The sequence below is a fragment of the Pseudovibrio sp. SCP20 genome, assembly GCF_057774105.1.
In genome coordinates this window covers 804,851-826,464 of sequence record NZ_JBYMDH010000002.1, presented here as the reverse complement: position 1 = coordinate 826,464, position 21,614 = coordinate 804,851, and the positions used below count along the sequence as shown (strand labels likewise).

The following is a 21,614-nucleotide window of genomic DNA, read 5'->3' as shown; positions in this document are numbered from 1 at the left end:
AAAAAGCCCGGGGTTGCGTAGAGCCCCGGGCTTTTTTCATATCATCAGAACGCTGAAGCTTACCGCTTGCGTGGCAGCACCAGACCGCACACGGCAATGATGCTCATGGCAGTCGCATAGATCACGTTCAGGCCAGCAAACGACAGGCCGAAGATGCGGAACTGAGCAACAGAGCAGCTCACCACTTTGGTTGTTGCGAGGCTCTGCAGCATATTCGCAGCGGATCCCAGCTCCATGCTGCCGCCAGCTGCACAATCATTCGGGCCAAGCCAAAGTTCCCACTCAGCGCCAGCCTGATAGAAACCAACACCACCGCCATACAGGAAGCCACCCGTAGCCCCCAGCAGCGCGAGCACTGAAACCCAGCGCAGCTTCTCGGTACGGGTGAAGATCAGCGCCAGAATACCCAGCACCAGACCAGCGTAATAAGGGTTACGCTGAATGAGACACAGCGGGCATGGCTTGAAGCCGCCAATAAGCTCAAAACCCCATGCAGTTGCCAATGCAGTGGCACTTCCCAGTGTCACCAGCGCAGCACCAGAGGTGAGCGGGTCTTTCAGAAGCAGCGCAAAAAAGCGTCCTAGCATTTCCAGTTAACCTCTCCGGCGAGCTTCCGAAAACCCTCTGTCTCCGGCAAACCCGCACGATCACAACGAACAAGGCGGCTGTTGCGTCTCACAAAACGCCAGCGGCCTAGATAAACTTTATCAGAGCGAAGCCACCCAGCAGCAGCACCACAAACACAGTGAACACCAGCGCAAGCCGCTTCTCGATGAAATCCCGGATAGCCGGGCCAAACAGGTACAACAACCCTGCAACCACAAAGAAGCGGATACCGCGCGAGACGATGCTCGCCACGATGAACACTGGAAGATTCAGAGCAAAAACGCCACTCGCAATAGTAATTACTTTATACGGAAATGGCGTCAAACCAGCGATAAACACAAACCACCAGCCCCAGTCATCAAAGATCTGCGCAAACTGGTCGAACTTATCCATGTAACCGTAGAACGCGAGGATGGGCTTTGCCACTTCCTCAAACAGCACTGCACCAATCAGATAGCCCAGCAAACCACCCAGCACGGAAGCAATGGTGCACAGTCCGGCATAAAACCATGCCCGCTGACGCTTGCTCACACACATCGGAATAAGCAGCAGATCCGGCGGCAGTGGAAAGACAGAGCTCTCAGCAAAAGCAACTGCGCTCAGCGCATGAGGGGCACGCGGTCCGGCAGCAAGAGAAAGGGTCCAGTCATAAAGGCGACGCAGCATAAGTCAGCAGTGCTCCAAACAATCAATCATTCAGTCGAAGAATACAGTTCATTTCACCGTGCGGTAACATTCAATAACGGCCCCACGCTGGACTCCTACCCCAATCAACAGCAGCAATCACAGGAATATGGCTGGAAATGTGACCTCGCCCTTTTTATCCCCCGTAAATATATATGATTACAGGAACACAAATGCTGTGGTTAGCTGAATCAAAATATTGACGCCATACCCTATCTCGATATATTTCGCCCTTACCAACCGTTGCCCCTGTGGCGGAACTGGTAGACGCGTCGGATTCAAAATCCGATTTCTTCGGAAGTGCCAGTTCGAGTCTGGCCAGGGGCACCACTCTTCTCTCCCAAAAATTTCATCGGCTTTCAACCAACGCTACACGTGCGTGTTGTAGACCAATTCTTTACCACCTCAAAATCAAAGAATTGCAGAAACGTACCACGAATGGTACACCTTCCATATGAATTAAACACGCAGTATCCGCGGATTGTTTGAGGTCATATCTACTGATTAAGTCTGTTGCAGCACCATTACCAGCTGCTATCCAACGGACAATCCAGAATGATAGGCCCTAAGCGACTCCGAGCGTATTTCTTCAAAACAGATAGCGGAAACGAGCCGGTAAGAGACTGGGTTCTTAGCCTATCTTTGGACGACAAAAAGCAAATAGGTAAGAGCATTCTCAAAATTGAAATGGGCTGGCCTATTGGAATGCCATATTGCAGACCCATGCAAAACGGCTTGTTTGAAGTTAGATGCAATCTGGAGAGCAAGCGTATTGCTCGCATACTCTTTACCATTGAGAACAATCAGATGGTTCTTTTGCACGGGTTCGTAAAAAAGGCACAAAAGACACCCAAGCAGGACATAGATCTTGCAGTTCAACGTATGAAGCAAATTCATCGCCAACTGGAGAAAGAAGCCAATGACAAATCAAAATAACATCGGCTCGTCCTTTGATAGTTTTTTGAATGATCAAGGTATTTTGAAAGTTTGCGAAGAGCGCGCTGAGATTGAAATCCTCGTCGATCAGATCAAAGCGGCGATGGAAGAGCGAAACATAAATATCACTCAAATGGCTGAGTTGATGGGAACAAGTCGGGCCCAGGTTAATCGCCTGCTTGATGCTACAGCTGAATCCAACATTAATCTCCAAACACTGCGCAAAGCAGCGAACGCCGTTGGCAGACGTTTAAGCCTTACACTTGAAGAACCTTTGCAAGAATCTGCCTAATCACTCACGCCAGCGGATGGTGGTCTTCCACGAGCTTTTGCAAGCGCTCTTCCAATACGTGGGTGTAGATCTGGGTGGTGGAGATGTCTGCATGGCCGAGCAGTTGCTGCACCACGCGAAGGTCAGCGCCGTTCTGCAACAGATGCGAAGCAAAGGCATGACGGAGCACGTGCGGAGAAACCTTGTTGCGGTCGATGTCCGCTTCCAAAGCCAGCGCCTTCAGATCACGCCCAAACGCCTGCCGCGTAAAATGCCCGCTCTCGCCGTGAGACGGAAACAGCCACACACTGTCTGCATACGCACCAACCGCAGCACGCAAGCGCACATACCCCACCATGGCAGACTGTGCCCGAGGCGACAGTGGAACAGCGCGCTCCTTACCGCCCTTGCCTTTCACGGTAATCAGACGACTGTCACGGATCGCAGCAGAAACTGGCAGAGAAACAAGCTCGGAAACACGTAGCCCTGTGGCGTACAAAACTTCCAGCAGAGTATAGATGCGCGCAGCTCTGATCTGCTTGGAGTCACTATCATGCGTGATATTAGCTAACTCTTCGGCTTTACCAATCAGCCGATCCACCTCTTCCTCGCTCAAAACACTCGGCAAAATCGCGGCTTTCCGCGGAGAAGCAACGGTTCGCGTCGGATCATCATCGCGAATATCCTCCGCATAGCAGAACTGATAGAACTGGCGCAGAGCAGAAAGACGGCGCGCCTGAGAGGACGCAGCAAACCCGCGATCTGTCAGATCAGAGAGGTAGGCGCGCACATCTGTCACCTGCACAGCCAGCAGATCAACACCTTGCGTAGTCAGGAAACTATCAAAATCTTCCAGATCGGTTCGGTAGCTTTCCAGCGTGTTGAACGCACTCACGCGCTCAACGCTTAGCATTTCAAAAAAGCGTTCAGTCTCAAGAGTTCGACGCATAAAAAGCCTATTCGAAGCCTTCCTTTTGAATTTCGACGATAATTTCGCGTGGCTCCGGCTCAACATAGCTGACGAGCAGGTACATGCTCAGCACAGCGCCCGTAACGATCAAACCTATGATAGACAGCAATCGCGTCAATGTTGGCATGGCAGAACCGGATGCTCCCGTATAACTTGACCGCGCATCTCCGAAAAGTGGTCGCCGGTTTTCGGATAAAGCTACGCGACACGATAAGGTTTTGAAGCATTTCACTCTCATGCTTCAAGTCACCCCGAAAGAGGTGGGGTGTAGCAGTATACTTTACAATCAAAAATAGACCGTTTCACTGTACAGGTTCAACCCAAAGGCACTTCGTGCACCGCCTATTTCGCGATATCCTCTCAGTGCATGGCCCACACCCCGCACATTCTGTAGAAAAGTAGCCGTTAAATCCTATCAAACACACTTAGCCTAGAACCTTGACAGGACACTGTGTGATAATGTCAAAGCGTAAGTAAGAGTAGATGAATCGGCGAGGGCGTGGCGTGACTGCAAACGACACAAAGTCAGACAAAAAACGTCAACGGCAGCAGAATATTTTGAAGCGCCTGGGCAATAAGCCGATTGTACTTGTTGGCATTATGGGATGTGGCAAATCCACCGTGGGGCGCCGTCTGGCACAATATCTCTCTCTCAACTTCGTTGATGCAGATACAGAGATTGAAAAAGCGGCAGATCGTTCTATCTCAGAGATATTCGCTGAACATGGTGAAAGCTATTTTCGGCAAGGTGAAAAGCGTGTCATCGCCCGTCTGCTGGACGAAGGACCACAAGTCCTCGCAACAGGTGGCGGTGCCTTCATCAATGAAGAAACACGCTCCCGCATCAAAGAAAAGGGCATCTCCATCTGGATGAAGGCTGAACTGCCTGTCATCATGACCCGCGTGCGCAAGCGCCCGACCCGGCCATTGCTGCAAACCGCGGATCCTGAGGCAACCATGCAAAAGCTGATGGATGAGCGCTATCCGATCTACGAAGAAGCGGACATGACAATCTGGTCACGCGATGTGACCCATGAAGCTGTGATGGAAGAAATCCTGATCGCTCTGGAAAAAGGACTACCGCCTCTGACCGATGAGGCATCTGAAAATAATGAGGTTGGAAAGTGACAGAAGAGAATAAAGCCACAGTCGTCAATGTTGAACTCGGCGACCGTAGCTATCCAATCCTCATTGGCCGCAATCTGCTTGAACGCGCCGGAGAAGAAATCTCCAATCGCCTCCCCGGCTCCAAAACAGTCATCATCACGGATGAGACCGTCAAGAAGCTCCATCTCAAAACGCTGGAAGAAAGCTTTCAGGCAGCAGGTGTTGAATACAGCACGCTTGTTGTACCGGCGGGCGAAAAAACCAAACGCTTCGAAATCTTCGAGCGCCTGTGTGATGACATCCTCGCTTTGCGCCTTGAGCGCGGCGATGCCGTTGTCGCCTTAGGTGGCGGTGTTGTAGGCGATCTCTCCGGTTTCGTCTCTGGCGTTGTACGCCGTGGTATGAAGTTTGTGCAGATCCCAACCACCCTGCTCGCGCAGGTCGACAGCTCTGTTGGCGGCAAAACCGGCATCAACTCCCGCCATGGCAAAAACCTTCTTGGCGTCTTCCATCAGCCCGCTCTGGTGCTTGCGGACACATCCGTTCTGGATACGCTCAGCCCACGTGATTTCCGCGCAGGCTATGCAGAAGTTGCCAAATACGGCCTGATCAATGATCCGGAGTTCTTCGAATGGCTGGAGAGCAACTGGGAAGGTATCTTCGCTGGTGGGCCTGAGCGAGATCAGGCAGTCGCACATTCCTGTCGTGCCAAAGCAGCTGTTGTTGCAGCAGACGAACTGGAATCCGGCAATCGGGCACTGCTCAATCTCGGCCACACCTTCGGCCACTCGCTGGAAGGTGCTGTCGCCTATGAGACTGAACGACTGGTGCACGGAGAAGGCGTTTCCATCGGCATGGTACTGGCCCATGAGTTTTCTGAGCAGCTTGGCCTGTGCCCGGCAGAAGACACCAAACGTGTCATCGCGCACATGGAAGCTGTTGGCCTGCCAACCCGCATTGATCAAATCCCCGGGCAGTTACCGCCAATTGATACTTTTATGGACCTAATCGCACAGGACAAAAAAGTAAGTCGCGGTCAGCTCACTTTTATCCTTACAAAAGGGATCGGCACTTCCTATGTCGATAAAACTGTAAGCGCGGAACCCCTCCGCGCGTTTCTTGAGGAGAAACTCGGCAAATGACGGACTACGCTTTTTGGGCTTCCGTTGTCGCAATTGCAATTTTGCTCGTCCTATCGGGCTTTTTTTCCGGGTCGGAAACGGCCCTGACAGCTGCATCACGCGCCCGCATGCATGCGCTGGTCAAATCCGGGAATAAAAGAGCGTCCATTGTTGCAGGACTGATCGAGTTCAGAGAGCGCCTCATCGGCGCCCTGCTGCTTGGCAACAACCTGGTCAACATTCTGGCATCTGCACTGGCAACCTCCCTGTTCCTGAAGCTATTCGGTGACGCAGGTGTAGCTTACGCCACATTGGTCATGACCTTGATGGTTCTGATCTTTTCAGAAGTGCTGCCAAAAACATGGGCCATCGCCAACGCAGAAAAATTCGCACTCAGCGTGGCACCGGTCGTTCGTGTACTGGTCATCGTCTTCGGTCCGATTGTTGCTGCAATCGAGGTGATTGTTCGCCTTGTACTGCGCATTTTCGGCATTCGCATCGATGAATCCACCGCTGTGCTGTCCGCTCATGAAGAGCTGCGCGGCACGCTGGACCTTCAGCACAAAGAAGGCGGATTGATCAAAGCGGACAAAGACCGTATCGGCGGCCTGCTGGATCTGGCGGAGTTGGAAGTCTCTGACGTCATGGTCCACCGTACCAAGCTGTTCGCGCTCAACGCTGACCTGCCACCGGAAGAGCTGGTGGAAGAAGTGCTGGCCAGCCCGTTCACCCGTATTCCGCTGTGGCGCGATGATCCGGATAACATGGTTGGCCTGCTCCACGCCAAAGACGTTCTGCGCGCAATCGCAAACCTGAAAGGCGACATGGCTCGGTTTGAGCTGGACAAGGTCATGAGCCCGCTGTGGTTCGTACCGGACACCACCAGCCTGCAAAACCAGCTCAACGCCTTCCTGAAGCGCAAAACCCACTTCGCCCTCGTGGTAGACGAGTACGGCGAAGTGATGGGCCTCGTCACGCTGGAAGACATTCTGGAAGAGATCGTCGGTGAAATTGCAGACGAACACGACATCGAACTGCCAGGCCTCAAACCACAGGCAGATGGTTCCGTCATCGTCGAAGGGTCAGTCCCGATTCGAGATCTCAACCGCGCAACCGACTGGAACCTGCCAGACGACGAAGCAACCACCATCGCTGGTCTGGTTATTCACGAAGCCAAGATGATCCCTGAAGAGCGTCAGATCTTCACCTTCCACGGCTTCCGCTTCACAGTTCTGAGCCGGGAAAAGAACCGCATCACGCGCCTACGCATGATGGCGCTCAACCCACTTCAGGACGCGAAGAAAGCATCCAAATAAAAATGGGCCCTGCGGGGCCCATTTCTGTCTCTGCGACTCAATAAAAAACGCAGAAATAACGCAAAGCGCTCAAATCAACGCACATAACAACGCAAACGCGTGAAAGGCTAATGTCTACAACGTACTAGCCATTTGCCGCATTGATTTAGTGCCGCCAATATACCAAATATGACTTAGTGAGATTTGGCCTCAATGGCGAGCGCATGAATGCCTCCGGCGATCTCCTCAGCCACGCATTCGTTTACTGCACGATGCATAGCGACGCGGGACATACCCTCAAAGGCTGTGGATATGATCTTGATCCGGAAGTGGGTTTGTCCCCCTTCGCGCCAGCCGCCATGGCCACGGTGGCTCTCGGATTCGTCGGTGACTTCAAGAAGCTGCGGCTTGAACGCGGCTTCCAGTTTAGTGATCATGATGTCTCTTGTGCTCATGTTTTCTGTATCTCTCACGAAGGAAACCGTCGTCAAGGCCTTGCCTAACAGGGTCACTTTTTTCTATTTATACCGGCTACCTGCTTTAAGGCAGGTGCTGTTCCAATCGCAAGGCAACTGAAAACCGAAAAATGAAGCAAACTTCCTCCATTTTCGACAGCATTCGCGTTAAGTCAAATAAAGACCGCACTCAGAACACCGACGGGCCTAAGTGCGAATGGGACGGCTGTGACAAGCCTGGCACCCACAAAGCACCCAAGGGGCGCGACCGGGAAGGCCAATACTTTCACTTCTGCGTAGACCACGTAAAGGCCTACAACAAATCATATAATTACTTTTCTGGAATGGATGACGACAGCGTTCGCCAATATCAGCGCGAAGGCATGACCGGACACCGTCCAACCTGGAAAATGGGTGTTAACTCCAAAGCAGACGCCGCCAACGCCCGCGATGGCAGCCGTTCCAGCATTGGTGGAGACAACGTCAACGACCCGCACGACTTCTTTGCCGGAGCCGCCGGAGGCCGCCGCCAACCACAAGAGCCGCAACGTAAGGTGCTGGCACTTGAGAAAAGGTCATTTGAAACTTTGAACCTTAGGGTAACTGCCCGTGGCGCCGAGATAAAAACCCGCTATAAAGAGCTGGTAAAGATTCATCACCCTGATGCCAACGGCGGAGACCGCTCCTCGGAAGACCGCCTACGCGAGATTATTCAGGCCTACAACGTGCTCAAGAAATCCGGTTACTGCTAGGTCATCCGTTCGACTAGTTCCCAGATCTCTTATGATTTTCTAGATTTTCATTACCCCGATTTCGACGTGGGGCCGCGGAGGAAAAATGATAGATACGATGCAGACCGCTCAAACCCTGCCGACCGAAACTATTTCTGTACGTGAAGTCTTTGGCATCGACAGTGACATGGAAGTGAAAGCATTCGCTGAACCGAATGAGCACGTTCCTGAAGTTGATCCGGACTACCTCTTTGATAAAGCGACAACTCTCGCAATTCTGGCAGGTTTCGCAAGAAACCGTCGCGTGATGGTCTCCGGCTACCACGGTACTGGTAAATCAACCCACATCGAGCAGGTCGCTGCCCGCCTTAACTGGCCTTGTGTGCGCGTAAACCTCGATAGCCACGTCTCTCGTATCGACCTGGTTGGTAAAGACGCCATCGTCGTAAAAGACGGCCACACCGTAACCGAGTTCAAAGACGGCATCCTACCATGGGCGCTGCAGAACAACGTTGCCCTCGTCTTCGACGAATACGATGCAGGCCGCCCGGACGTGATGTTCGTGATCCAGCGTGTTCTTGAGGTTTCCGGTCGTCTGACCCTCCTCGACCAGAACCGCGTGATCCACCCTCACCCGGCATTCCGCCTGTTCGCGACAGCAAACACTGTCGGCCTTGGCGATACATCCGGCCTCTACCACGGCACACAGCAAATCAACCAGGGCCAGATGGACCGCTGGTCTATCGTGACCACCCTGAACTACCTGCCTCACGACAACGAGGTAGAGATCGTTCTGGCGAAGTCTCCGCACTACAGCGGCGCAGAAGGCCGTTCCATCGTTTCCAAGATGGTCCGCGTGGCAGACATGACTCGCAGCGCCTTCATCAACGGTGAACTATCTACCGTGATGAGCCCGCGTACAGTGATCACATGGTCAGAAAACGCTGAAATCTTTGGCGATATCGGCTTTGCCTTCCGCCTGACCTTCCTGAACAAGTGTGACGATACCGAGCAAGCGCTGGTTTCTGAGTTCTACCAGCGTTGTTTCGGGGAAGACCTTCCTGAATCAGCGGCAAACATCGTCATGAGCTAAGGGGAGTTATATGGCAGGTACCAGCAACTCCTCTAGTAAGAACAAACCTGCCAGCCAGCCATTCAAGCAAGCGATGGGCTCTACAGTCAGAGCCATCGCAGGCGAACCTGAGCTGGAGGTTGTTTTCTCACCGGATAAACCGGGCATGACCAGCGGGCGCGTACGCCTGCCGGAACCATCCCGTACGATGACAAAGGAAGAAGTCGCGATCACCCGTGGTCTCGGCGACTCCATGGCACTGCGCCTTGCCTGTCACGATCCGGCAGTTCACTCCAAGCACGTCCCTCAGGGCGAAAATGCGCGCGCCATTTTTAACGCAGTCGAACAGGCACGCGTTGAAGCCCTTGGCGCTGTCCGCATGCCGGGCGCTGGCGACAACATCGACGCCATGCTCGAAGACCGCTATTTCAAAGGCAACTTCGCTGAAATCACCGCCAAAGACGAAGCGCCTATGCAGGATGCGATCGCTCTGCTGGTGCGCGAACGCCTGACAGGACGCGAAGTTCCGAAAAGCGCTCAGCGCATGGTGGACCTCTGGCGTCCGTTCGTTGAGGAAAAAGCTGATCACGAGCTGAACAAACTCGTTACTCGCATGGATGACCAGATCGCATTTGCCAAGCAGATGCGCGATCTCCTCACCTCTCTCGACATGGCCGATGAGCTGGGCGAAGAGCCAGAGGACGATGACGAGAACAACGACGAAAGCCAGCAGGATCAGGAAGATCGCTCCGATACATCCGGTGACATGCAGGAAGATCAGGGTGATCAGGAAGGCGCTCCTGAAGAGATGGAGCTGTCTGGCGAAGAGCAGGAAGGTGGCGAAACCGAAGGCGTTGACAGCGAGATGCAGGACATTTCCGAAGAGGATATGTCCGATCAGGCTGAAGAGCCAGGCGAACAGGAACGCCGGGATCATCCGTTCTCTAACCAGCCTTCTGCTGACGAGTACCGCGTCTTCACACAAGCCTTCGATGAGATCATCGCTGCCGAAGATCTTTGTGATCAGGAAGAGCTAGATCGTCTCCGCAGCTTCCTTGATAAGCAGCTAGCGTCCTTATCCGGCGCTGTCTCCCGTCTGGCCAACCGCCTGCAGCGTAAGCTTATGGCGCAACAGAGCCGGTCCTGGGACTTCGATCTGGAAGAAGGCATCATCGACAGTGCACGCCTCCACCGCGTCGTAATCGACCCATTGCAACCACTTGCGTTCAAATGGGAAAACGATACCGAGTTCCGCGATACAGTCGTAACATTGGTGCTCGACAACTCCGGCTCCATGCGTGGTCGCCCGATCACCGTTGCAGCCACATGCGCAGATATTCTGGCACGTACGCTGGAACGTTGCGGTGTGAAGGTGGAGATCCTCGGCTTCACCACGAAGGCGTGGAAAGGAGGTCAGTCTCGCGAGGCTTGGCTCAAGGATGGCAAACCATCCAACCCGGGCCGCTTGAACGACCTGCGCCACATCATCTACAAGTCCGCAGATGCTCCTTGGCGCCGCGCCAAGCGCAATCTGGGCCTGATGATGCGCGAGGGCCTTCTGAAGGAAAACATCGACGGTGAAGCTCTGGATTGGGCACACAAGCGTTTGCTTGCACGTCCGGAACGTCGCCGTATCCTGATGATGATCTCAGACGGCGCACCGGTAGATGACTGCACACTCTCTGTGAACCCAGGCAACTATCTGGAAAAGCACCTGCGCAATGTGATCGCCGAGATTGAAAACAGATCTCCAGTCGAACTGATCGCAATCGGCATTGGCCACGACGTGACCCGCTATTACAAACGTGCAGTCACAATCGTGGACGCTGAAGAGCTGGCAGGCGCAATGACAGATCAGCTTGCTGACCTGTTCGATGAGCACAGCAGCCAAGATCACGGCAGACGTCGCGGACGCCGATGAAGCTATCTCGACGTATATTTTTGACAGGAGCAGCGGCCGCAGCAACAACTGCAGTCGCTGCTTCTTTGCCTTTTAGCGAGAGCGAAGCTCAGCAAAGCGGTTTTCAGCCAATGAAAATCCGCTCGAAAGAGATCAAACGCTTCAAGTTCTCTGGTGGCCAATCAGAGCAATATGGCCCTCTCCTATTTCTGGGTGGACTTGAGCTGAGCAGCTCCAATGGACGCTTCGGTGGTTATTCCGGTTTGCTGACGCTCAAGAATGGTACGGACATCATCGCCGTGTCTGATCGCGGGCACTGGCTGCGTGGCCAGCTCTCACAATCATCCCGCGGAAAGCCTCAAAAGCTCCTCAACGCTGAAACAGCTACCTTGCTGGACAGCAAGGGCAGAAAACTCAAAAAGACCTCCAGAGCCGATACAGAAGGCCTCAGCATTGGTGGCTCTGCCAGCACGCCTCGCATCTTCGTTAGTCACGAAGGCAAGGGCGGCATCATGACGTATCCTCTAAACCTGAAAACAGGCGAAGAGCGCGCAAAACATCTGCTAATTCCGAAAGAGATCAGAGACCTTGCCAGAAACAAAAGCCTTGAGTCCGTCGCAGTTGGCCCGCCAAACTCTCCCTTATCAGGATCGATCATCACCATCGCTGAACGTGGAAAGTCGCTGGATCACCATAGACCTGCATGGATCATCGGCGGCCCCAAGGAAGGCAAGTTCTGGATTAAGAAGCAGGGCAACTACGATGTCACAGACGCAGCATTCCTGCCCAACGGCGACCTGTTGATCCTTGAGCGCCTATTCAACCTCTCAGAAGGCCTTGGGATGCGCATCAGGCAGCTGGATGGCTCCAATCTGAGGCCGAACCACCTCCATACAGGAAAGACGCTCCTGACCGCTGATTTCAGCTATCAGATTGACAACATGGAGGCTCTGAGCGTTCACAAGAACGCCTTTGGAGAAACCGTTCTCTCGCTCATGTCAGATGACAACAGATCATTCCTGCAACGCACAGTCCTGCTGCGCTTTGTTCTGACAGACAATGATCCTTTCAGAGAACCATTTGAACGCGCGCCTAAAGAAGCAAAGATCGCTCCTAAGCCCAAGTCCAAACCAAGATAAGCTGGCTTTAACAGCACTCCAAAAGCAAAAAAGGCACCGGAACCAATCCGATGCCTTCTTAAATTCTCTTGAAACGATCAGCTTATCCGCGCTGCGGAGCAGGTACCGCGCCGATTACTCCCAAAGCGATGCGGTAAGGAACAAGCATGCTCATCGCGACGAGGATCTTCACGCTGAAGTCGCCAACTGCCCAGGAAACCCAACGAGGAACTTCCAGAGCGAACACACCAAACAATGGCGCGACCTCTACCGCAAACGCATCGTGATAACCCAGAAACGCAAACTGTGTAGCAAAAGCAAGGCTAAAGAACAGCGCGGTATCGAGCATGGTGCCGAGTGTGGAGGAGACTACAGGAGCCTTCCACCAGCGACCATCACGAAGACGATGGAACACAGTCACGTCAAGCAACTGAGCAATCAGGAATGCACTTCCTGAGGCAATTGCAATGCGTGGTGTTGCCAGAACGATAGAAAGAGCAACAGCAACAGCGAAGCCCGCATACACGACTTTGCGCGCAGCAGCAGGACCAAACTGTCGGTTAATCAAATCAGTTACAAGGAATGCCACCGGATAGGTGAAAGCACCCCATGTAAGCAGGTCTGCCAGATTAACAGCCCCGAGCATTCCCTGAACAGGAAATTGAACGAGGTAGTTCGAAGCGACGACCACTGCGGTCATTGCCATGATGGCAAGAGCCAGTGGTCGAGCAGTATTCGACTTAGTCACGCTCAATCCCTTTCAAGAATGATGTGATTAAGCAGCTGCCTGACGACGCTTGATTTCAGTGCGCAGCAGACGTGCTTTTGGAGAAAGCTCAGCTTCTGCAGCTTTCATCAAGAATGCGTCCAGACCACCACGGTGCTCAACAGAACGAAGAGCGTGTGCAGAGATGCGCAGCTTGTAAGTTTCGCCGAGAGTATCGCTCATCAGAGAAACGTTGCAGAGGTTTGGCAAGAACCGACGACGGCTCTTGTTGTTTGCGTGAGACACGTTGTTGCCGGTCATCACGTCTTTACCGGTAAGTTCGCAGCGGCGTGCCATGAGGGTCACCCTTTTAATTTGTAGGCGCCCTCATTTTTGGGCGCATTCTGTTAAAACCGGCAGGTCGCGGACGACATAGTCACGCGGAACCACCTCCGGCCCTGTACGGAAAAGTTGGCTTGCTATAATTAGTACAGCAGAATTCGTCAAGGCTTTGCTGCCTATTTGCCTGTTCGAAGCCCATATTTCAATCAAAACTCGAACAAACTCACATCTCTTAACCACCGTGTTACCATGTTTAGGTAGTTTCATATTTCAATGACTTTGAATTTTTTGTTCAGTTTCCTGAGTTCTCAGGCTGTCAGGCGCCAATGTCTGCGGCTGCGGAGGTACAGTATCGTGCGAGTATCAGTTTCTAAGATTTGCGGTTTTGCAGGCAAATCGAGCGTAATAGCCGTCGCAGCACTTTCATTTGGCACACTATCCACAGCTGCTTTGGGGAAAACAGAACGCCTCGGCGGTGTCTACAATATTTCTTATGCAGGTTTCACTGTGGGAAAAGGCTCTTTCTCACTCATCCTCCGAGACAACGCCTACTCCGCAAAAGTCGGCATGGAACCAGCTGGCATCGGAACTCTCTTCTCCACAGGCAAAGGTGGAGCGCAGGCCACAGGCTGGATGAAGGGCGGTAAAATTCTGCCAAGCACCTACACCATGGCCTCCCGCGCATCTAACCGAGACTTCTATGTAAACCTCGGCCAGGGTTCCGGACACGTCCGTACAACTCAGGTCACTCCGAAATACAAACCTTCCAAGACCCGCGTTAAGGTTACCGGCCAGCACAAACTCAATGCGATGGACCCGTTGAGCGCAGCAATCGTTCGCGCGCCGTCTCGCTCTAAAGTGCTTGATCCATCAGTATGTAATCGCAAACTGCCAATCTATGATGGCTGGGCACGCTTCAACATCAATATGAAGTTCAAGGAAGTGCGTGAAGTCTCTGGCAATGGATACAACGGCCCTGTCGTTGTCTGCTCTGCACGCTGGGAGCCGATTGCTGGGCACCGCCCGGAAAGAAAGTCTGTTCAGTATCTGGCCAACAATGCCAATATTGAGACATGGCTGGCACCGATCGGAAACACCCGCGTTCTCATTCCTTATAAGGTCTCTATTCCAACTGCGACGGGCACACTCGTTCTGGAGGCTTCAAAGCTCAACATGCCGCAAACGTCAGGACTCCGCAAAAAAACAGCTTCCCGCTAGGATTTGCACTTTAATCCAAGATCTTCTTGTTTGAAGGGGTTCAAACACCCACATTTGTGCTGCAAAGCCTTGACAGATGACCCAGCTGTCGCCAGTGTCGCGCCAAAATTATAGCGCGGTCCAACGCCTTTTAGTCGGCGGGTCAAGCCCGCTGATTGTTACGAGTGAATATCCAATATGCGCAGTTACCTCGAATTCGAAAAACCAGTTGCTGACCTTGAAGGCAAAGTACAGGAATTGAAGATCCTGGCTGAAGGTGGGGAAGCGGTTGATGTGGAAGACGAGATTGCCCGTCTCCAGGAAAAAGCAGATCAGGCACTCAGCGACATCTACTCTCGCTTGACGCCTTGGCAGAAAACTCTGGTGGCCCGCCACCCAGACCGTCCACATTCACTGGACTACATCAACGCTCTGATCACAGACTTCACACCTCTTGCTGGTGACCGCAAATTCTCCGAGGATTGCGCAATTATTGCAGGCTTTGGTCGCTTCCGCGGTCAGTCCGTTGCAATTCTTGGTCAGGAAAAAGGTAACGACACCGAAAGCCGCCTGAAGCACAACTTCGGCATGGCTCGTCCGGAAGGTTACCGCAAAGCCGTCCGTATCATGGAACTGGCTGATCGCTTCAACATCCCTGTTGTCTCCTTCGTAGACACCGCAGGCGCATACCCAGGCATCGGCGCTGAAGAGCGCGGCCAGGCAGAAGCAATTGCTCGCTCTACCGATATGTGTCTCGGCCTTGGCGTTCCAAACATCTCCATCGTCATCGGTGAAGGCGGCTCCGGCGGCGCGATCGCAATCGCCACCACCAACCACGTGGCAATGCTGGAACACTCCATCTACTCTGTGATTTCTCCGGAAGCAGGCGCATCCATTCTGTGGCGCGACAGCACCCGGGCACAGGACGCAGCCACCAACATGAAGATCACCGCAGAAGACCTCTCCGGCTTCCGCATCATCGACGAGATCATCAAGGAACCAATCGGTGGTGCACACCGCGCAAAAGAGATCGTTATCGATCGCGCAGGATCCAGCATTGAGAACGCTCTGAGCAAGATGGCAGGTCAGTCCGCAGACGACCTCAAGAAGCAGCGTCGGGAGAAGTTCTTACGCATAGGTCGTGAACTCGGCTGATTCGAACCTACGATTTATTGTGGGTATCCACTAAATTTTTTATAAAAGGCATCAGATATACGTCTGATGCCTTTTTTGTTTGATCCAATCAAACTCGGGGGAAAGTGCATCTTGGGGAATACCCCTCAATCTCAGAGAGAATGATCTGTGGTAAGATTCGATCAACCTTAACCCAGATAGTCTAAGTGTAGAGTCGAGATTGGGGTTCGGGCAAACTAGCCCCAGCATGGTGGGTCAAGCACATGATTAAAGTGTTTCAGGGAGAGTCTGGCAAGAACGTAAAGCGCGCCGCTGCGCTTGCGCTGGCACTAACGCTAGCCGCTTGTCAGGGAACAGAGTTTGGCGCTGAAAAGCACCAGCAGCCTGTCAGCAAAAGCCTTTCCAACCGCATGAAGTCCAAGGACATGGAGCTCAAGTCTCCAATCATGGTCCGACTGTTCAAGCAAGAGTCCGAGCTGGAAGTCTGGAAGCAGACCAAATCTGGCGAGTATGCACTGCTTGAAACATTCGATATCTGCAAATGGTCAGGCAAACTCGGCCCGAAATTCAAAGAAGGTGACCGACAGGCTCCTGAAGGCTTCTATGAAGTCACTCCGGGCCTGATGAACCCGTTCTCTTCTTACTATCTGTCATTCAACCTTGGCTTCCCAAACAAGTTTGACCGCGCACACGATCGCACCGGTTCAAACCTGATGGTCCATGGTGCCTGCTCTTCTCGCGGCTGTTACGCCATGACCGATGAACAAATCGCCGACATCTATGCTCTTGGCCGCGACAGTTTCCTAGGCGGTCAGAGAAAGTTTCAGGTGCAGGCCTTCCCGTTCCGCATGACACCAGAAAACATGGCAAAGAACGCAAGTTCCGAGCACTACGAGTTCTGGCGCATGCTGAAGCGTGGCTACGACCACTTTGAGGTCACCAAACGCCCACCAGCCATTGAGGTCTGCGATAAGAAATATGTCTTTAACGCGAAGGCAGACCGTCGTGGCACCAAGTTCAACTCTCGCGCAGCCTGCCCAGCTTACACAGTACCTGAGCACATCGCAGTCGCAGTTGCTGAAAAGCAGGCAAGAGACGCGCGTGAGACCGCTGAAATCCAGATCGCAATGGAAAACAGCAAACGCCGCAAAGAGAAGATCGCAGCATTCTTTGGTGGTACTTCCACAACCGATGTAGCAAAGGCAGAAGCACCAAATGCAACGCCTGTGAATGTAGAAGCCGCAAAAGTTCTGGCGCTTGCAGCTGAAGAGCCATCCCCGGCTCCAAAGAAAGCATCTGAAACAGAGCGTGCCTTCAACTACTTCACATCCCTGTTCTCAAACAGCCGTATCGGCGAAGAGAACAAGGTTGTTGCAGAGGTCAAGGATCCGTTCCCAGCAGCCCCTGCCCCACGCATCAAACCGCAATTGTGACGCTGCATTTGGTATCCCGCGGTCCTGCAATAAACTTTAGGACCGTCATATCAAAGTTGTTCAACTTTGATATTTCAATTCAGAAGCACATCTAATTTCGCAATCAAAGATTGTATTTATATATGCATAATGCTTACCTAGGTTGATTTTTCTTATAAATTTCCGAGGTGCCTAAAGCATGAGCATAACCAGCCTGCCACCTAACATTACAGAAATCCACCTTCTCTGGTATGTGATGTTAGGAACCGCAGTGATCACCATTATCGGTACTATTTTTACTGTTGGTCAATGCATCTACGAGCGTAATTGGAGAGCCATAAGTGTGTTCTTTTTAGTTATGCTTTTAGATACAAAACTTCTTGAAATCCCATGGGAGTTCAATACTTGGAAAGTAATTTTCAATATCGTGATTTGCATACTCGCCTTATACGTATTGGTCACTAAACAGTCTCGAATATATCCAATGGCCATAAGCATAGCCGCTGCAGCTTTATCCATAATTACAATTATCTATTACTCTGAAACAGGCTCTGCTTCTTTGCAAGAGCTTGCAAAGCAAATACACTTTCTCTCATCAGGAATGAGCGTATTATTCTTTGCTCAACTTGCACGCCTTTCATTCGCTTCGTCTTTACGAGCTTCAAAAGCACCCCTAACCTGAGTGTCCCAACAACTCAATTGTTTAGTCATTTGACGCTGCGTTAATCGAAACCTAGCCTGGCTCATGTACGCTGATCTCAATGAAGATCAACAAGTCAGGTTAGGCAGATGCCAGGCTCAAAAACCTTCTTTGGCAAGTACCACAGCAAAGAGTACATCAACGAACGCCGCCACCTGCGCGGCCTTCTGGGCTATTACATCAAGTACATCCCAATGTCGTGGGGTGTCCGGCTTGGCCTCTCCTCCGGCATCCTGACCAGATATGGCGTTGAACTCACCCCCAACGTCTTCGACGCAACCTTCCGCATGTGCTGTGAAGGCGGCTACGGCACATTTCTCTCCAGCTATATGGTGGACTACGAAAAACCTTTCATCATGCTGGACATAGGTGCCAATCAAGGTCTTTTCAGCCTGCTTGCCGCTCAAAACACTAAATGCCAGCAAGTCATAGCCTTTGAACCTGTTGCCAGCACATTTCAGCTGCTGGAACAGAACATCGAACTCAACCTTGCCACCTCTCGCATTAAGGCAGTGCAGGCAGCCGTATCTGACCATGCCGGACAAGCACAGATCTTCCTCAGCAAGACCCATAGCGGCGGCGCCTCACTCAGCCAAAGCACAGTTCACTCCTCTGACAAAACAGAGGAGATTGAAACCGTTTCAGCGCAGCAACTCAATGAGATGGTGACAGATGATGTTGATGTGGTGGTCAAGCTGAACGCGGAGGGCCACGAGGAAACCGTCATCAAGGAACTCATCAAGACGAACTTCTTCCCGCAGGTTCAGGCAATCTTCTATGAAAGAGATGTTCGGTGGGCTGATCCCAACATGCTCAAAAACTTACTGGAGGAACAAGGCTTCAAGAGCTTCAAACGCGTTGGTAAGGAGCCGCGCCTTGATGTCCTTGCAAGCCGGGAACCTGACGGCACTTAAGCCCAGATAGCCATCCTCAGCCCACGTTCATCGCGCCCGAAATCAGCTGGGAACGGCTCCGCTTGCCCAATCAACAACCGCTCTGCAATCACTGCATTAACAGCAGCATCCATCAGATCATCCCGTGCTGCCCCCTTAGGAGGCTTCTGATCTAGAAAGCTGGCGGTATAGTCAAACTGCACAAGCAAGTCCCGCCGTGCATCTAAGCCCGCAGGATAGCTGCTCCCTTTGACCTTCTTAGGGATCGAAATAGGTTCCTGACCGTTTAAGCGCCAGAAGGCCACCTCGGGATGAACCTCAAACACGCGCTCTTCCAGCTCAGGTGTCATAAGCTGATCAATCTCACGGATTTTAGGAAAGATATGGAACGCCTGTTTGGAGACCTTCTTCGGCGGTGTGGAATGCGCCAAGGCAACAGAACATGCCTCACGATAGTCTTCACAATAGATCGCGGCTCGTGCCGGAATGGAAAACACCGTCGATTGCCGCATCCCAAGAAGTGGACGAACCGCCTTCTCCGGCCCTCGCCCATTGGCACCAACCTGCTCAGGCAGTCCAATCGGCATATCGACTGCTATCTTTTGAGGCTTAAACTCTGAAGCCAACAATTCAGCAAAATGTGGAAAGATGTTCACTTCAGAAGGTCTGTCAGAACCAACCCATCGGAAAACAACGATCCACCCGGCCTTGCAACCATCAACGCCAGCCACACAGACCGGTGCAGATTGAGCTGTCTCAGGCACGCTCAGGCGCCTCAACCACGCGGCGACTATTCACCAACGCCATAGGCTGAATCAGTGGATCCTGATGCTCAGAATAAAGCAAATCGTCAGAACCAACTTTCACAGAGCGAGCAACCAGCTCAAATGTTGAAGCAGTCGCTTTCTTCAGCGCCTCTTCATCACTCTGGCCACTCAAACTGCGTGCCAAGTAAAGTGCGGCCAGCAAATCGCCAGTGCCATGCGGAGCGCCCTGCACTTCTGCATGCTCAATCGCTAGACTTCCACGCGGGCCAACCAGCAAGTTGGAAATGGAATTACGCCGGATGGCAGGAGAAGACGTCACAATCGTCCGCTCCACCTGCAGCGTACGTGCCGCCGCAACAGCTTCATTTTCCATCTCAGTACCAAACCCACTCAGCCACGCAAGCTCATAGCGGTTCGGCGTAATAACATCTGCCAAAGGCAACAGCTGATCGCGAATAGCTTCAGCGATAGGCTCAGCAACATAAAGCCCACCCTTATCACCGATCACAGGATCGCAGAGATAAACCGCATCATCATTACGGCTCTTCACTTCTTCCACGATCTTCGCCACCTCAGTAACCTGAGCGGCGTTTGCCATGTAACCAGAGATGACACCTTTGACGGAGCTGAGCCGGTCACTGGCACAAATCTGCTGGGCAATCTGCGTAAATGCTTCTTCGCTGGCAGAAATCCGCTCACCTGCACCTTGTCCCGGATGCCACGGCAGCAAAATCGTAGGCAACATCCAGACATTGAAGCCCATGCGCTCCAGTGCAAACACAGCGCTACGCGTGCCAACACAGCCACTGACGACCTGTGAAGAGATCACCAGAACCGAAGGTTTTTCCTTCGGGGCATTGTCTCTGATTTTGTGCTCTACTTTTTTGACAAACCGCTCAAGCGACATCTAGGAAATCTCGTGTTCTGAAGAAACGCTGGTACCATAGCGTTTCTCAATATAATCCAGAACCATCGCTTTAAACTCATTAGCGATGTTCGGCCCACGCAGGGTAACAGTTTTAACACCGTCAACAAACACAGGTGCAGCAGGTGTTTCACCCGTACCTGGCAGAGAAATACCAATATCAGCGTGCTTGGATTCACCCGGACCATTCACGATACAGCCCATAACCGCAACGTTGAGCTCTTCAACACCCGGATACTGCTCACGCCACTTCGGCATGCTCTCGCGAATATGTTCCTGAATATCCTGCGCCAACTCCTGGAAGACGGTGGAAGTTGTACGACCACAGCCCGGGCATGCCGCAACAATCGGCACAAAGCTGCGGAAGCCCATAGTCTGCAACAATTCCTGAGAAACCTGAACCTCACGAGTACGATCTCCACCCGGCTCAGGCGTCAGAGAAATACGAATAGTATCACCAATGCCCTGCTGTAGCAGAATACCCATGGAGGCAGAAGAAGCCACAATGCCCTTCGTTCCCATGCCAGCTTCAGTCAGGCCAAGGTGAAGCGCATAATCACAGCGCTGCGCAAGATCGGTGTAAACAGCAATCAGGTCCTGAACCTGAGACACCTTCGCGGACAAGATGATCTTGTCGCGGCCAAGCCCAAGCTCTTCAGCGCGCTGAGCAGATAGCAAACCAGACTGGCAAATCGCTTCGCGCATCACTTCCTGCGCAGTAAGCGGAGAGCCCTCTTCCTGGTTCTTGTCCATCAGGTGTGTCAGCAGCTCCTGATCAAGGGAGCCCCAGTTCACGCCAATGCGCACAGGCTTATCGTGCTTCATCGCCATTTCGATGATCTGGCCGAACTGCTTATCTTTCTTGGTTTTGAAACCAACGTTCCCCGGATTGATCCGGTACTTGTCGAGCGCTTCAGCACAATCAGGATGATCTGCGAGCAGCTTGTGCCCGATGTAATGGAAGTCTCCGACCAGCGGAACATTGACGCCGATGCGCTGCAAACGCTCTTTAATGCGTGGCACAGCAGCGGCAGCTTCATCACGGTCAACCGTAATACGCACCAGCTCAGAGCCAGCACGCGCCAATGCGGACACCTGCGCGACAGTGGAGTCCACGTCTGCAGTATCGGTATTGGTCATGGACTGAACAACAACAGGCGCTTCACCGCCAACAATCACCCCACCAACGTCGACAGCTACAGAACGACGGCGCGGAAACGGGGAAGAAATATAGGTTTGGCTCTTGTTAGTCATGATCATTCCACTGGGATA

Annotated in this window: 24 protein-coding genes and 1 tRNA gene; 15 read left to right on the top strand and 10 right to left on the bottom strand. The window is 52.6% G+C overall.

Annotated elements, in window-relative coordinates:
- Positions 1–59: 59 nt before the first annotated feature.
- Together AC3CB2_RS12330 and AC3CB2_RS12325 are read right to left on the bottom strand one after the other, a co-directional pair.
- Positions 60–587, bottom strand: coding sequence for a disulfide bond formation protein B (locus tag AC3CB2_RS12330; protein ID WP_352931905.1), 528 nt, complete (start codon positions 585–587; stop codon positions 60–62).
- Between the two features lie 106 nt (positions 588–693).
- A complete protein-coding gene (locus AC3CB2_RS12325) occupies positions 694–1,272 on the bottom strand; it encodes a YqaA family protein (protein ID WP_352931907.1) in 579 nt (192 codons plus the stop codon).
- A 263-nt stretch (positions 1,273–1,535) separates the two neighbouring features.
- On the opposite strand from AC3CB2_RS12325, the gene AC3CB2_RS12320 reads away from it, so the two are divergent.
- The 3 genes from AC3CB2_RS12320 to AC3CB2_RS12310 all read left to right on the top strand — a co-directional run bounded on the left by AC3CB2_RS12320 (position 1,536) and on the right by AC3CB2_RS12310 (position 2,518).
- Positions 1,536–1,620 (top strand) — tRNA-Leu (locus AC3CB2_RS12320).
- Between the two features lie 225 nt (positions 1,621–1,845).
- Complete coding sequence (locus tag AC3CB2_RS12315) at positions 1,846–2,226, top strand: type II toxin-antitoxin system RelE/ParE family toxin (protein WP_352931909.1); 381 nt, start codon at positions 1,846–1,848, stop codon at positions 2,224–2,226.
- Positions 2,210–2,518, top strand: a complete 309-nt coding sequence (locus AC3CB2_RS12310) for a helix-turn-helix domain-containing protein (protein WP_075701613.1) — start codon at positions 2,210–2,212, stop codon at positions 2,516–2,518. The genes AC3CB2_RS12315 and AC3CB2_RS12310 overlap by 17 nt, the downstream gene beginning before the upstream one ends.
- 4 nt (positions 2,519–2,522) lie before the next feature.
- On the opposite strand, the gene AC3CB2_RS12305 is transcribed toward AC3CB2_RS12310, so the two are convergent.
- The gene (locus AC3CB2_RS12305) at positions 2,523–3,446 is read right to left on the bottom strand and encodes a site-specific tyrosine recombinase XerD (RefSeq protein ID WP_352931911.1); all 924 of its coding nucleotides are present in this window, start codon (positions 3,444–3,446) and stop codon (positions 2,523–2,525) included.
- Between the two features lie 7 nt (positions 3,447–3,453).
- Positions 3,454–3,594: a hypothetical protein gene (locus AC3CB2_RS12300; protein WP_008550317.1), complete on the bottom strand. Its 141-nt coding sequence runs from the start codon at positions 3,592–3,594 to the stop codon at positions 3,454–3,456.
- 377 nt (positions 3,595–3,971) lie between these two features.
- Between AC3CB2_RS12300 and AC3CB2_RS12295 the strand changes: the two genes are divergently transcribed.
- From AC3CB2_RS12295 to AC3CB2_RS12285, 3 genes are read left to right on the top strand one after another with little or no spacing between them, the layout of a single operon-like run.
- Positions 3,972–4,595 (top strand): shikimate kinase, encoded by a 624-nt coding sequence (locus AC3CB2_RS12295; protein WP_414135377.1) that lies wholly within the window; start codon positions 3,972–3,974, stop codon positions 4,593–4,595.
- Positions 4,592–5,716, top strand: coding sequence for a 3-dehydroquinate synthase (aroB, locus tag AC3CB2_RS12290; protein WP_352931915.1), 1,125 nt, complete (start codon positions 4,592–4,594; stop codon positions 5,714–5,716). Before AC3CB2_RS12295 ends, aroB begins: the two co-directional genes overlap by 4 nt.
- Positions 5,713–7,011 (top strand): HlyC/CorC family transporter, encoded by a 1,299-nt coding sequence (locus AC3CB2_RS12285; RefSeq protein ID WP_075701617.1) that lies wholly within the window; start codon positions 5,713–5,715, stop codon positions 7,009–7,011. The genes aroB and AC3CB2_RS12285 overlap by 4 nt, the downstream gene beginning before the upstream one ends.
- A gap of 173 nt (positions 7,012–7,184) precedes the next feature.
- On the opposite strand, the gene AC3CB2_RS12280 is transcribed toward AC3CB2_RS12285, so the two are convergent.
- The gene (locus tag AC3CB2_RS12280) at positions 7,185–7,427 is read right to left on the bottom strand and encodes a BolA family protein (RefSeq protein ID WP_483150658.1); all 243 of its coding nucleotides are present in this window, start codon (positions 7,425–7,427) and stop codon (positions 7,185–7,187) included.
- A 149-nt stretch (positions 7,428–7,576) separates the two neighbouring features.
- Between AC3CB2_RS12280 and AC3CB2_RS12275 the strand changes: the two genes are divergently transcribed.
- The 4 genes from AC3CB2_RS12275 (at position 7,577) to AC3CB2_RS12260 (ending at position 12,287) form a co-directional block, all read left to right on the top strand.
- On the top strand, positions 7,577–8,197 hold the full coding sequence (locus AC3CB2_RS12275; RefSeq protein WP_008550542.1) for a J domain-containing protein: 621 nt from the start codon (positions 7,577–7,579) through the stop codon (positions 8,195–8,197).
- A gap of 85 nt (positions 8,198–8,282) precedes the next feature.
- A complete protein-coding gene (cobS, locus tag AC3CB2_RS12270) occupies positions 8,283–9,269 on the top strand; it encodes a cobaltochelatase subunit CobS (protein WP_041767744.1) in 987 nt (328 codons plus the stop codon).
- Positions 9,270–9,279: 10 nt separating this feature from the next.
- Positions 9,280–11,169, top strand: a complete 1,890-nt coding sequence (gene cobT / locus AC3CB2_RS12265) for a cobaltochelatase subunit CobT (protein WP_352931918.1) — start codon at positions 9,280–9,282, stop codon at positions 11,167–11,169.
- A gap of 110 nt (positions 11,170–11,279) precedes the next feature.
- Positions 11,280–12,287, top strand: coding sequence for an esterase-like activity of phytase family protein (locus AC3CB2_RS12260; protein ID WP_352931920.1), 1,008 nt, complete (start codon positions 11,280–11,282; stop codon positions 12,285–12,287).
- A gap of 82 nt (positions 12,288–12,369) precedes the next feature.
- Here AC3CB2_RS12260 and AC3CB2_RS12255 read toward each other — a convergent pair whose 3' ends face one another.
- Together AC3CB2_RS12255 and rpmB are read right to left on the bottom strand one after the other, a co-directional pair.
- Positions 12,370–12,972, bottom strand: a complete 603-nt coding sequence (locus AC3CB2_RS12255; protein ID WP_008550233.1) for a VUT family protein — start codon at positions 12,970–12,972, stop codon at positions 12,370–12,372.
- Positions 12,973–13,041: 69 nt separating this feature from the next.
- Positions 13,042–13,329 carry a 50S ribosomal protein L28 gene (gene rpmB / locus AC3CB2_RS12250; protein ID WP_008550259.1) on the bottom strand — a complete coding sequence of 96 codons (288 nt, stop codon included), beginning with the start codon at positions 13,327–13,329 and terminating at the stop codon, positions 13,042–13,044.
- 339 nt (positions 13,330–13,668) lie between these two features.
- On the opposite strand from rpmB, the gene AC3CB2_RS12245 reads away from it, so the two are divergent.
- The 5 genes from AC3CB2_RS12245 to AC3CB2_RS12225 all read left to right on the top strand — a co-directional run bounded on the left by AC3CB2_RS12245 (position 13,669) and on the right by AC3CB2_RS12225 (position 18,671).
- Positions 13,669–14,532 (top strand): DUF3108 domain-containing protein, encoded by an 864-nt coding sequence (locus tag AC3CB2_RS12245; protein WP_352931923.1) that lies wholly within the window; start codon positions 13,669–13,671, stop codon positions 14,530–14,532.
- A 177-nt stretch (positions 14,533–14,709) separates the two neighbouring features.
- Complete coding sequence (locus AC3CB2_RS12240; RefSeq protein ID WP_008550517.1) at positions 14,710–15,666, top strand: acetyl-CoA carboxylase carboxyltransferase subunit alpha; 957 nt, start codon at positions 14,710–14,712, stop codon at positions 15,664–15,666.
- Positions 15,667–15,908: 242 nt separating this feature from the next.
- Entirely contained in the window at positions 15,909–17,078 is a 1,170-nt protein-coding gene (locus AC3CB2_RS12235; protein WP_083416774.1) for a transcriptional regulator, read from the top strand.
- Positions 17,079–17,256: 178 nt separating this feature from the next.
- Positions 17,257–17,739 (top strand): hypothetical protein, encoded by a 483-nt coding sequence (locus tag AC3CB2_RS12230; RefSeq protein ID WP_352931926.1) that lies wholly within the window; start codon positions 17,257–17,259, stop codon positions 17,737–17,739.
- A 107-nt stretch (positions 17,740–17,846) separates the two neighbouring features.
- A complete protein-coding gene (locus AC3CB2_RS12225; RefSeq protein WP_352931928.1) occupies positions 17,847–18,671 on the top strand; it encodes an FkbM family methyltransferase in 825 nt (274 codons plus the stop codon).
- Here the strand turns inward: AC3CB2_RS12225 and AC3CB2_RS12220 are convergent.
- From AC3CB2_RS12220 to ispG, 3 genes are read right to left on the bottom strand one after another with little or no spacing between them, the layout of a single operon-like run.
- Entirely contained in the window at positions 18,668–19,414 is a 747-nt protein-coding gene (locus tag AC3CB2_RS12220) for a DUF429 domain-containing protein (RefSeq protein WP_352931930.1), read from the bottom strand. The genes AC3CB2_RS12225 and AC3CB2_RS12220 overlap by 4 nt on opposite strands.
- Entirely contained in the window at positions 19,407–20,324 is a 918-nt protein-coding gene (gene pdxY / locus AC3CB2_RS12215; RefSeq protein ID WP_352931933.1) for a pyridoxal kinase, read from the bottom strand. The genes AC3CB2_RS12220 and pdxY overlap by 8 nt, the downstream gene beginning before the upstream one ends.
- Positions 20,325–21,602 carry a flavodoxin-dependent (E)-4-hydroxy-3-methylbut-2-enyl-diphosphate synthase gene (gene ispG, locus AC3CB2_RS12210; RefSeq protein WP_425328937.1) on the bottom strand — a complete coding sequence of 426 codons (1,278 nt, stop codon included), beginning with the start codon at positions 21,600–21,602 and terminating at the stop codon, positions 20,325–20,327. It abuts the gene before it with no gap.
- Positions 21,603–21,614: the final 12 nt, after the last annotated feature.

Coding starts and splice junctions, on each gene's coding strand:
- AC3CB2_RS12330 (WP_352931905.1), bottom strand. CDS start 587: ATGCTAGGACGCTTTTTTGCGCTGCTTCTGAAAGACCCGCTCACCTCT.
- AC3CB2_RS12325 (WP_352931907.1), bottom strand. CDS start 1,272: ATGCTGCGTCGCCTTTATGACTGGACCCTTTCTCTTGCTGCCGGACCG.
- AC3CB2_RS12315 (WP_352931909.1), top strand. CDS start 1,846: ATGATAGGCCCTAAGCGACTCCGAGCGTATTTCTTCAAAACAGATAGC.
- AC3CB2_RS12310 (WP_075701613.1), top strand. CDS start 2,210: ATGACAAATCAAAATAACATCGGCTCGTCCTTTGATAGTTTTTTGAAT.
- AC3CB2_RS12305 (WP_352931911.1), bottom strand. CDS start 3,446: ATGCGTCGAACTCTTGAGACTGAACGCTTTTTTGAAATGCTAAGCGTT.
- AC3CB2_RS12300 (WP_008550317.1), bottom strand. CDS start 3,594: ATGCCAACATTGACGCGATTGCTGTCTATCATAGGTTTGATCGTTACG.
- AC3CB2_RS12285 (WP_075701617.1), top strand. CDS start 5,713: ATGACGGACTACGCTTTTTGGGCTTCCGTTGTCGCAATTGCAATTTTG.
- AC3CB2_RS12280 (WP_483150658.1), bottom strand. CDS start 7,427: ATGATCACTAAACTGGAAGCCGCGTTCAAGCCGCAGCTTCTTGAAGTC.
- AC3CB2_RS12275 (WP_008550542.1), top strand. CDS start 7,577: ATGAAGCAAACTTCCTCCATTTTCGACAGCATTCGCGTTAAGTCAAAT.
- cobS (WP_041767744.1), top strand. CDS start 8,283: ATGATAGATACGATGCAGACCGCTCAAACCCTGCCGACCGAAACTATT.
- cobT (WP_352931918.1), top strand. CDS start 9,280: ATGGCAGGTACCAGCAACTCCTCTAGTAAGAACAAACCTGCCAGCCAG.
- AC3CB2_RS12260 (WP_352931920.1), top strand. CDS start 11,280: ATGAAAATCCGCTCGAAAGAGATCAAACGCTTCAAGTTCTCTGGTGGC.
- AC3CB2_RS12255 (WP_008550233.1), bottom strand. CDS start 12,972: ATGGCAATGACCGCAGTGGTCGTCGCTTCGAACTACCTCGTTCAATTT.
- rpmB (WP_008550259.1), bottom strand. CDS start 13,329: ATGGCACGCCGCTGCGAACTTACCGGTAAAGACGTGATGACCGGCAAC.
- AC3CB2_RS12240 (WP_008550517.1), top strand. CDS start 14,710: ATGCGCAGTTACCTCGAATTCGAAAAACCAGTTGCTGACCTTGAAGGC.
- AC3CB2_RS12235 (WP_083416774.1), top strand. CDS start 15,909: ATGATTAAAGTGTTTCAGGGAGAGTCTGGCAAGAACGTAAAGCGCGCC.
- AC3CB2_RS12230 (WP_352931926.1), top strand. CDS start 17,257: ATGAGCATAACCAGCCTGCCACCTAACATTACAGAAATCCACCTTCTC.
- AC3CB2_RS12225 (WP_352931928.1), top strand. CDS start 17,847: ATGCCAGGCTCAAAAACCTTCTTTGGCAAGTACCACAGCAAAGAGTAC.
- pdxY (WP_352931933.1), bottom strand. CDS start 20,324: ATGTCGCTTGAGCGGTTTGTCAAAAAAGTAGAGCACAAAATCAGAGAC.
- ispG (WP_425328937.1), bottom strand. CDS start 21,602: ATGATCATGACTAACAAGAGCCAAACCTATATTTCTTCCCCGTTTCCG.